9 protein-coding genes are annotated in these 9940 nt (G+C 42.2%); 7 read left to right on the plus strand and 2 right to left on the minus strand.

The window, feature by feature from the left end; translation table 11 throughout:
- Positions 1 to 151: 151 nt before the first annotated feature.
- Entirely contained in the window at positions 152 to 1732 is a 1581-nt protein-coding gene (purH, locus tag JMW94_RS13270; RefSeq protein ID WP_201604729.1) for a bifunctional phosphoribosylaminoimidazolecarboxamide formyltransferase/IMP cyclohydrolase, read from the plus strand.
- A gap of 203 nt (positions 1733 to 1935) precedes the next feature.
- Here the strand turns inward: purH and JMW94_RS13275 are convergent, their stop codons facing one another.
- Both JMW94_RS13275 and JMW94_RS13280 read right to left on the minus strand, forming a co-directional pair.
- Positions 1936 to 3810, minus strand: coding sequence for a SurA N-terminal domain-containing protein (locus JMW94_RS13275; RefSeq protein WP_201604730.1), 1875 nt, complete (start codon positions 3808 to 3810; stop codon positions 1936 to 1938).
- Positions 3811 to 4193: 383 nt separating this feature from the next.
- Positions 4194 to 4466, minus strand: a complete 273-nt coding sequence (locus JMW94_RS13280) for an HU family DNA-binding protein (protein WP_045445077.1) — start codon at positions 4464 to 4466, stop codon at positions 4194 to 4196.
- A 519-nt stretch (positions 4467 to 4985) separates the two neighbouring features.
- Between JMW94_RS13280 and JMW94_RS13285 the strand changes: the two genes are divergently transcribed.
- The 6 genes from JMW94_RS13285 to hscB all read left to right on the plus strand — a co-directional run bounded on the left by JMW94_RS13285 (position 4986) and on the right by hscB (position 9753).
- Positions 4986 to 5630: a hypothetical protein gene (locus JMW94_RS13285; RefSeq protein ID WP_045451866.1), complete on the plus strand. Its 645-nt coding sequence runs from the start codon at positions 4986 to 4988 to the stop codon at positions 5628 to 5630.
- Between the two features lie 511 nt (positions 5631 to 6141).
- Positions 6142 to 6651 carry an Rrf2 family transcriptional regulator gene (locus tag JMW94_RS13290; protein ID WP_045451863.1) on the plus strand — a complete coding sequence of 170 codons (510 nt, stop codon included), beginning with the start codon at positions 6142 to 6144 and terminating at the stop codon, positions 6649 to 6651.
- Entirely contained in the window at positions 6648 to 7874 is a 1227-nt protein-coding gene (locus JMW94_RS13295; RefSeq protein ID WP_201604731.1) for an IscS subfamily cysteine desulfurase, read from the plus strand. The genes JMW94_RS13290 and JMW94_RS13295 overlap by 4 nt, the downstream gene beginning before the upstream one ends.
- A gap of 198 nt (positions 7875 to 8072) precedes the next feature.
- The gene (iscU, locus tag JMW94_RS13300; RefSeq protein WP_055124404.1) at positions 8073 to 8483 is read left to right on the plus strand and encodes a Fe-S cluster assembly scaffold IscU; all 411 of its coding nucleotides are present in this window, start codon (positions 8073 to 8075) and stop codon (positions 8481 to 8483) included.
- Between the two features lie 248 nt (positions 8484 to 8731).
- Entirely contained in the window at positions 8732 to 9052 is a 321-nt protein-coding gene (iscA, locus tag JMW94_RS13305; protein ID WP_045445072.1) for an iron-sulfur cluster assembly protein IscA, read from the plus strand.
- A gap of 119 nt (positions 9053 to 9171) precedes the next feature.
- Positions 9172 to 9753, plus strand: a complete 582-nt coding sequence (gene hscB / locus JMW94_RS13310; RefSeq protein ID WP_055124405.1) for a Fe-S protein assembly co-chaperone HscB — start codon at positions 9172 to 9174, stop codon at positions 9751 to 9753.
- Positions 9754 to 9940 lie beyond the last annotated feature (187 nt).

Below are 9940 nucleotides of genomic sequence, written 5' to 3' on the forward strand. Positions count from 1 at the left end.
TCTGCTATATGCATTTCTCTGTCTTTATTACCAATCATTATGTATGGCAATTTAACGTTATTGACGCTATCCACCATGATATTGTCTGCAACAATTGTCATTGTCACCTTGCCAGACGTTTACGTCAGGCTTTTTTTATGGAAATTTTCTTATGAGTACAACCCCACTTGCTCTATTGTCAGTCTCTGATAAATCCAATATCGTTGAGTTTGCCCAAGGCCTTATTAAGTCAGGCTTTGGCTTACTATCTACTGGCGGTACTTATCGTTTACTCACAGAAAACAATGTCGCTGTGACCGAAGTATCCGATTACACAGGTTTTCCTGAAATGATGGATGGCCGTGTCAAAACGCTACATCCTAAAATTCATGGTGGCATCCTAGGACGCCGTGGTACAGACGATGCCGTAATGAGTGAGCACGCGATTGAGCGTATTGATTTGGTTGTCGTCAACCTTTATCCGTTTGCTGAAACCATTGCTCGTGCGGATGTCACCATGAACGATGCTATCGAAAACATCGACATCGGTGGTCCTACGATGGTGCGTTCTGCGGCGAAAAACCACGCTCATGTGGGTATCGTGACTGATCCAGCAGATTATGAGCGCATACTTGCCGCTTTAGGTGATGGCACCGAGCTGACACCTGCTTTGCGCTATGACTTGGCAGTGAAGGCTTTTGAGCATACTGCACAGTATGACGGAATGATTGCCAATTTCTTAGGTAGCCGTGTCAATGAAAGCCAGCAGCCTGAGAATTTCTCACGTACCTTTAATGTCCAACTGGAAAAAGTACAAGACCTACGCTACGGCGAAAACCCACATCAAAACGCCGCTTTTTATACAGAAAACCATCCGCTAAAAAGCCAACAGGCCTCTATAGCGACTGCTAAGCAACTGCAAGGCAAGGCGCTGTCTTATAACAATATCGCCGATACTGACGCTGCCCTTGAGTGCGTGAAAGCCTTTAGTACGCCTGCTTGCGTTATCGTTAAGCATGCCAACCCTTGCGGTGTCGCTGTGAATAACGATCAAGTAACCGCGTATAACACTGCCTTTAGTACTGATCCTGAGTCTTCTTTTGGCGGCATCATTGCTTTTAACCGCCCATTGACGTTGGCAGCTGCTAAAGCCATTATCGACAACCAGTTTGTAGAAGTTATTATTGCACCAAGCATCGAAGATGGTGTGCTTGAAGCGACAGCTGCTAAGAAAAATGTCCGTGTATTGGTGTGCGGCGAACTGCCAGCGCCAGATCAACGCGATAGTCAGCTTGACTACAAGCGCGTCAACGGTGGCCTGCTAGTACAAGAGCAAGATCTTGGTTTGATTACAGCCAATGACTTAAAGATTGTCACTGATGTACAACCAACAGAAGCGCAAATCGCCGATCTATTATTCAGCTGGAATGTGGCAAAATACGTCAAATCTAATGCGATTGTTTATGCCAAAGGTCAGCGTACTATCGGTGTTGGTGCTGGTCAGATGAGCCGTGTCAACTCAGCGCGTATCGCTGCTATCAAAGCTGAGCACGCTGGATTGGCTACTGAAGGTGCTGTTATGGCATCAGATGCCTTCTTCCCTTTCCGTGATGGCATCGATAACGCTGCCCAAGTCGGTATTGCTGCTATTATCCAGCCAGGTGGGTCTATGCGTGATGATGAAACCATTGCTGCGGCAAATGAGCATGGCATCGCGATGGTATTCACTGGTATGCGTCATTTCCGCCATTAAATTGTTCCGTATCACTTTGAATATTAGCATTGATAGCAGTATTGAATTTCGTATCGCCATTAATGCTAAATTTTTATGATAAAAGTAATACTCATTAAAAAAGCCACTGTAGACAGTGGCTTTTTTAATGAGTATTACTTGAGAAAATTATTTAGAAAGAATGACTAAGTAAGTATCTCAAATTTTCCTTAATAGCTTTACTTCTAACGCCCTTGCGCGTTTGCTATATTGGCGTCATTAACTTCAACTTTATATACCAAGCGTAGATAATCCAAGTAATCTTGTAGCTGATCTTGCCCCAAGTTATCACGAATGATTGCAGCCGTTTGTGCTCTTTGCACATCAGATAATGGCGACTGCTCCTCTGTTTTAATACGATCACCGACCAACAAAGTCGCGCCCATCTCAGTCTCACTGGCAATGGCAACGACGCCATTATTAGCTGCTTGCTGACTAAAGGCCAATCCGCGCTCTTTCTCTGTCAATAGAGTGGTTTGGCGATTCACTTCACCTAATGATTGAAAACGTACTGGCTGTTTATTGATATCAGCAGGCGTTTTAATACCAGCGGCTAGTTTCTTCGCCTCTTTTAGAGCCAATGCCGTGGCCTTTTCTTGACGTAATATCTGAGTGATTTTTGGTGTAGCAGCAGCTAAGCTAAGCGTTTTCGTAGGACGATAGTTGCTTGGTTGCACCCATACCGTCCCGTTACCAACTTCGATACCTGCGGTTACTGCCTGATCTTGAATGGTAAATTCATCAAAAGCCTGCTTAATCACTGCTGGTTGTGATAACTCCGATTTGTTGTTTTCTTTACGATAATCCTTGATACGTTTTAGCGTTACGTTCTCTTGCTGAGCGATGTCTTCGATACTAAAGCCATCTGCTGCCAAGTCATTAATCGCTGTCACTTTATCTGCATAGATTTCTTGACGCTTATATTCTTTGGCTTTTGCTGTCAACTCTGCACGCATGCTTTCTAGGCTTGGGATTTTACTACCGTGATCTTCGGTTACGGTAAATATCTGGTAGCCAAAGCTAGTCTTAATAGGTGCTGTTACATCACCCACACTTAAGCCCTCTAAAGCTTGCTCAACCGCTGCGGCATCATTGCCAAATACAGAGGGATTAAAGGTACCAATATCGCCTCCTGTTGCTCCTGATGGATCATCTGACTCGGTTTTAGCCAATGCGGCAAACGACTCACCTTTATCTAAGCGAGCTTTGATTTTGGCCGCTCTGGTCTTCGCATCTTTACCCGTTAATAGGATTTGACTGATTTTACGTTCATCGACGACCGCTAGCCCTTGCTTATAGGCTTCATATTGCTGCTGCAAATCCTCTTCCGTAACTTCATTCACTTGAATGGTTTTAGGACTTAATTGCAAATATGCCAAATCTACCATCGCCGCACTTTTTAGTGTGTCTTTATTGGCATCATAATAGGCTCGTATATCGCCTTTGCTTAACTTGACCTGATCTACATAGTCTTGCCAATTAAATCGATGCAGCCAGATATTGCGCGACTCAAGTTGTAAGTCAATCAATTGACTGACCGCTTGCATAGGATATACTGCCGTGCCAACAATACTAGCATTGAGTTGGTCGAGGCTTAACTGGTTACGAAACTCAGCAAATAGCTGATCTTTAGTCATGCCGCGCTGGCGCAAGAAGTTTGAGAATTGGTCGTTAGAAAAATTACCTTCTGCGTCCTTAAAAATTTCTTCTTCACGCAACAAACGATTAATCGTGTCATCAGAGACTGTCATACCAAGCTTGCCCGCTTGCTGCTCCAATAGCGTACGATCAATGAGACCTTTGAGCACCTGCTCGTGCAACACATCTTCATTTAATAGACTGGCATCATCAACTTGTTCTAGTATTTCAGTACGACGGTTATTTACGGCAGTCTGATACTCGGACAACCCTACGCTTGCTTCACCCACCTGAGCGACTTGGTTGGGATCGACCCCGCCTCCAAAATAGCTTTCGACACCCAATAGAGCGAGCGGCGATAGGCATAAAATCAATAAAATGCGACCTGGCCAGCTTTTTAAGAAATCGCGCAATTTATCCATAGTTATCTCTGCTTTATAAACCTATATTGATGAAAAACCATTGTAATATTACTATTAATATCAATGCTATCTAAGCAGGCAATGGTAAGAATAAGAACGTGTGAATTTGATATAGAACAACAAGACTGAGTAAAACGGCCTTATTTAAACAACGCATCTATCGCGCGCCCTATGATACGTGATTTTTGATGCAGACTCAAAATATTCACGTGGTATGATACAAACTATAGCGATAAAAAAAGCACCTAATATCTAGGTGCTTTTTTATGATTCATATTATGACTTTTCAGCCATGCTATAAACCATATGGTGCTTTACTAAGTAAATGCTGTGTTGATTCGTATATCACGTCGTTATACAGCATCCATTTTTAATAAAACGGCTTAGTTTAAACGCTCTTTTAAGTTTTTACCCGCTTTAAAGCTTGGTACTTTACTTGCTGGAATGCTAAGCTCTTCACCCGTCTTAGGGTTACGGCCAGTACGTGCTTTACGGTCTTTTACGCTGAAAGTACCAAAACCAACCAATGAGATGCTATCGCCAGCTTCTAGCGCTTCACCAACACTTTCCATAACAGCATTCAATGCATCGCCAGCTTGGGTTTTGTTTAGGCCACTTTTGTCTGCGATGCTATCAATTAATTCTGACTTATTCATAAAATTTCCTTCAAGTTTAAGGGGGATAATAAACGCTCACGCCAAGCATTGTAACGCTCTCATAGCATTTAAGCAATAAAAACTGCCTGACTGGCGTATTAACAGGTTTCGCTTTGTTATCGTCTTTATATCAAGGCAGCATAAGGAGCGCAAGCGATTTTACATATTTTTGCCTACTGTACTACGTATTTGACACTCAATGTTACGCAAAGCCTCTGCAACGGTCATAACTGCTAGTAACCTTGGCTTTTCCTAACTTCGACTTAACGAGCCAACCTCTATACTGCCTTATCGTTCAAAGAGATGTCATCTCATACTGAGGTATCGCCAGTCATAGATACTTGTGTCCTTGTTGATTACCAAATTGTAAAGTAATAATTTCCCAACTGACAGAAACTAGCGTTACTTTTTATTATAAAGGCGTTACTATAAGCAAAATATCACTGCACCTTTTGGGTCAATTTTGACTCTTGTTTGTCTTTTGCCTCTAATTTGCCAAATATAAAACGGATTATTTACATGAAGCGTTCTACGTTGTCTCACTCTTTTCTTAATATCATTCTGGTGTTCATCGAGTCGGCGCTGACACTATTGTTACGTTTAGATCCCGAACTACGTAAAGCCGCTTACCCACTTGCCAAGCAAGGTACTGTCGTGGCGCTACGCTTGTATCTACCGCATGTTGAAGTGTTTGCCACTTTTAGCACCAAAGGCGTATTATTAGACGCAGAGTTACCTATTGACCGCAGCGAACCTGACGTCATCATTAATGCTTATAGCATCCAAGTGATCAATGCGATCACCACTCATGACAGCGAAACCACCGAAAAACTACAAATGCGCGGCGAGTCTGTCCAAGTACAGTTGGTCAAGCAGTTTATTATGCAACTCGGTCTTGGCAGCTTAATTCAAGGTCTTATTAAAAAGATAAAAGGTGGCAAAGGTAAGACCAAGCCTACTGAAGCTGAAATGGCTGACAAAAAGGACAGCTATAAATTACGCATCAAAGAGCAACAAACCCAAATAAACACCTTGACTATTAAAAACCGTGAGCTTGAAATCACGGTTAAAGAGTTACAGAGCAAACAGAAAACCCTGATAATCGTCACCGTGGCTGCTCTTGTCATTATGATTGCAGCCATTATCGCGCTATTGATGAATTAATGTCGCCAACAACGACTTACCAATGTCAGCTTAACAATGAAAGGCTACTTACTTTACCAAACGCGTTTGATGCCGATTAAGGCATATTAAGCGCTTAGATAGTTAGGGCGTATGGAACATTCAGCACGCCCTAATATAAAGGATAGAAGTTAAAAAAACGTAAGACGCAAACCTCAAGACTGTATTTTAGTATTTCAAAAATGCTAGGAATCAATGTTTTCAATCTTATAGTCCCTCCTTTTAATACCATTGTTTTTATCAATCATAGTGATAAGCTCGATTAACCATTCAACCACACTTTAATCTTGACTAAATTACTCAGGATTAAGTATAATTGGCTTAATCGTTGCACACATCGGGTTAATCATCTGCTGTTTAATAACGATAAGACACAACTTAGCGGTTATGTGATTTCATCAGTAGCTTTCATATTGCGCTACAAGCTGCCACCACTATCATTTTGCTAAGGTCGTTGTTAAATAAAAATGACTTAAAAGTTTGGAGATAACACATGCGTTTGACTACTCGAGGCAGATATGCCGTTACTGCGTTACTGGATTTGGCATTACAGACCAGCCAACAAGACACTGCAGTCTCCTTATCTGATATCGCCAAGCGGCAATCGATTTCTATCTCTTACCTTGAACAACTGTTTTCCAAACTTCGTAAGCGTGGTCTGGTCACTAGCATCCGAGGTGCGGCCGGTGGCTATCATCTAGCCAAACCCTTGCATGAAATAGACGTCATGAGCATCATATCTGCCGTCGATGAGTCGGTTAATGCGATGCAGTGCGAAGGACGCGGCGACTGTCAAGGTGGTACAATGTGCTTAACCCATGATTTATGGTGTGCACTGTCCAATCATATCGAACAGTACTTGAAAAATATAACATTAGCGCAATTATTAGACATGGAAAATGTGCAGTCAGTGTCAGAGCGTCAGCACAGCTCTACCAAAGAGATTTCCATAAAAGATATCAACACTATTACCCTATCGAACAGCGAGGCAAACCCAGCATGAGCCAACATAACAACCTTATATACTTAGATTATGCCGCCACCACACCAGTTGCAAAATCAGTAGCTGCTAAGATGAGCGAGTATCTGACAGTAGATGGCATCTTTGGTAACCCAGCCTCGCGCTCGCATGGCTATGGCTGGCAAGCAGAAGAAGCGGTAGAAACAGCGCGTCAACAAGTGGCTGAAGTCATTAATGCTGATCCACGCGAAATCGTCTTTACCTCTGGTGCAACAGAATCAGACAACCTAGCGATTAAAGGTGCCGCCCACTTTTATCAATCTCGTGGTAAGCACATCATTACCAGTAAGATCGAACATAAAGCCGTATTAGATACGTGCCGTGAGCTTGAGCAAGAAGGTTTTGAGATTACTTATCTTGAGCCACAGCCAAGCACTGGGCTAATCTTACCAGAGCAAGTGAAAGAAGCATTACGTGACGATACTATCTTAGTATCACTCATGATGGTAAATAATGAGCTTGGTACGATTACTGATGTCGCTGCCATTGGTGAAATCACTCGTGAAGCGGGTGTGGTCTTCCACGTCGATGGCGCACAATCTGTTGGTAAAGTATTGATTGACCTTGAAACCATGAAGATCGATTTGATGAGCTTCTCAGGTCACAAAGCCTACGGCCCTAAAGGTATTGGTGCATTATTTGTTCGCCGTAAGCCACGTATCCGCTTGAAAGCAGAGCAGCATGGCGGTGGTCATGAACGCGGTATGCGTTCAGGTACATTACCGACGCATCAAATCGTTGGTCTTGGAGCAGCATTTGCTTTAGCCAATGAGCGTTATGAAGAAGACCATGCACATGCAGCTAAATTACGCCAAAAACTGTGGGACGGTCTACAAGATATCGAAGAGATCTACCTAAATGGTGATCTTGAGCACAGCGTGCCTAACATTGTAAACATCAGCTTCAACTTCGTTGAGGGCGAGTCTCTCATGATGTCACTTAAAGATTTAGCTGTATCATCAGGCTCAGCCTGTACCTCAGCGACGCTTGAGCCATCATATGTATTACGCGCTATTGGTCGCCCAGATGAATTAGCACACAGCTCAATTCGTTTCAGCTTCGGTCGTTATACCACCGAAGAAGACATCGATACTGTCATCAAACAAATGCATGAAGCGGTCGATAAATTACGTGCCTTATCACCACTTTGGGATATGTACCAAGAAGGTGTTGATTTAGATTCAGTCGAATGGGCTGAGCACTAAAATTACCGAAAGCAACGACATAGTTATCAAACAGAACCATTAAACGATTGATCAGACACTTATAAATCCAGTTTTTATAAATACCGTTTTTATAAATACCGTTTCTATTAACTAAATGTTTGACCCCAATTATCGATGAGTAGTTAGACATTTAAAGTCAGTAATTAACTACTCATCATCTAACTAGGAGAAAACCCCATGGCCTATAGTGACCAAGTTATTGATCATTACGAAAATCCACGCAACGTCGGCAATCTTGATAAAAATGCCAAAAACGTTGGTACTGGTATGGTTGGTGCCCCAGCTTGTGGCGATGTAATGCGCCTACAAATTCAAGTTGATGATAATGGCATCATTGAAGATGCACGCTTTAAAACTTATGGCTGTGGTTCAGCCATTGCTTCAAGCTCACTTGTTACCGAGTGGCTAAAAGGCAAAAGCTTGGATCAAGCGGGCGAAATCAAAAACAACGATATCGCGAAAGAGTTGGCCTTACCACCAGTAAAAGTGCATTGCTCTGTACTTGCTGAAGACGCCATTAAAGCCGCTATTAGCGACTATAAAGGTAAGCATAGCGCAGCAGTAGAAACAGAAGAAGCGGCTAGCTAAACCTATTAGCGTAAGTATTGTACTTCTAAGTACACGGTCTTAATGGCCGTACTTTAGTAGTCGATGTATTGAACAGCTACTAACGCTAAAAAGGTGACAATAACGCTAATGTAATTGTCACCTTTTATTTTCTAGTGATTCTTAACTGGTCGTTATTAAGATTTTTTTGGCAAGTGCGCTATTTTCATTGCCAGTTTATACAGATTTTTTTGATTGATATTTATCATTGATAGTCAATGGGAGTTGGCATGATTGAAATGACAGAACGCGCCGCTCAGCATGTTCGAGACTTTTTGGACAATCGCGGCAAAGGCGAAGGTATTCGAGTGGGTATCCGTACTGCGGGTTGCTCAGGCTTAGCTTACGTTTTAGAGTTTGTAGATACCCCTGATGAAAATGACACGCGTTACGAAAGCCGCGGTGTTAACATCTTTATTGATCCTAAAAGTTTGGTTTATTTAGATGGTTTGTTGATGGACTACGAAAAAGAAGGTCTTAATGAAGGCTTTAAGTTCACCAATCCTAATCAAAAAGGCGAATGTGGTTGCGGCGAGTCTTTTACCGTTTAATGAGCCAAAGGTTAAAAAACCCTTGAGCTTAGAGTTTCCTGATTCTATATTCAAGCCATAATAAATATGTTCTCAGCTAAAGAAAACTTTCAAAATAAATAACAAGCAAGGCGTATGATATGACAGACATTACTGCAGAAGCCCAGTTTGATAACTTCTTTGCCCTATTTGAGCAGCCTGTACAGTTTGAAGTCAATCAAGAGAGTCTCGATCAGCATCTACGTCTGCTACAAAAACGTTATCATCCTGATAATGTCACCAAGAATCTAGCCAATACTACGCAAGCGCAACAGCAGTCTGAGCAGGCCTCAGCGTTAATCAACCAAGCCTACCAAGCATTAAGTGCGCCTGATAGTCGTGCTAGCTATCTACTAGACATGGCAGATCAAGCACAGAATCTAGAGCATTCAATTGCAGACTTGGACTTTTTAGAAGATGCGATGCAGATGCGCATGGATTTAGATGACGCTATCGAGGGTAAAGATCGTGCGACATTGCAACAACTACACCCTCAAATCACCGAGCGACTGGCAAAACAGTCTAAGCGTTTTAACGATGCTTACCAAAACCAAGATTGGCAAACGGCGATTGATGCGACACAAAAACTAAAATTCTTAGTCAAATTAAATGCTGACGTGACTACTGGTATCGATGAGTTAGCGACTGCTGAGCATTCAGATGATGATGATTTATACGTCTAACTAACTGACGTATAAGCTTGTTAATTTATTTTATATGCCAAATTTATTTATAAATGGTATTAGGGCGTGTCATCAATTAGCATAGATATTTCAGAATAAGCTATACTTAGATCGTATTTAGGAATTTGAGCTCAATGACTATGACAAGACGACATGCCCTACGTGATGACCAATGGGAGAGAATTAA

Source organism: Psychrobacter immobilis (assembly GCF_904846185.1).
GTDB classification, from domain to species: domain Bacteria; phylum Pseudomonadota; class Gammaproteobacteria; order Pseudomonadales; family Moraxellaceae; genus Psychrobacter; species Psychrobacter immobilis_B.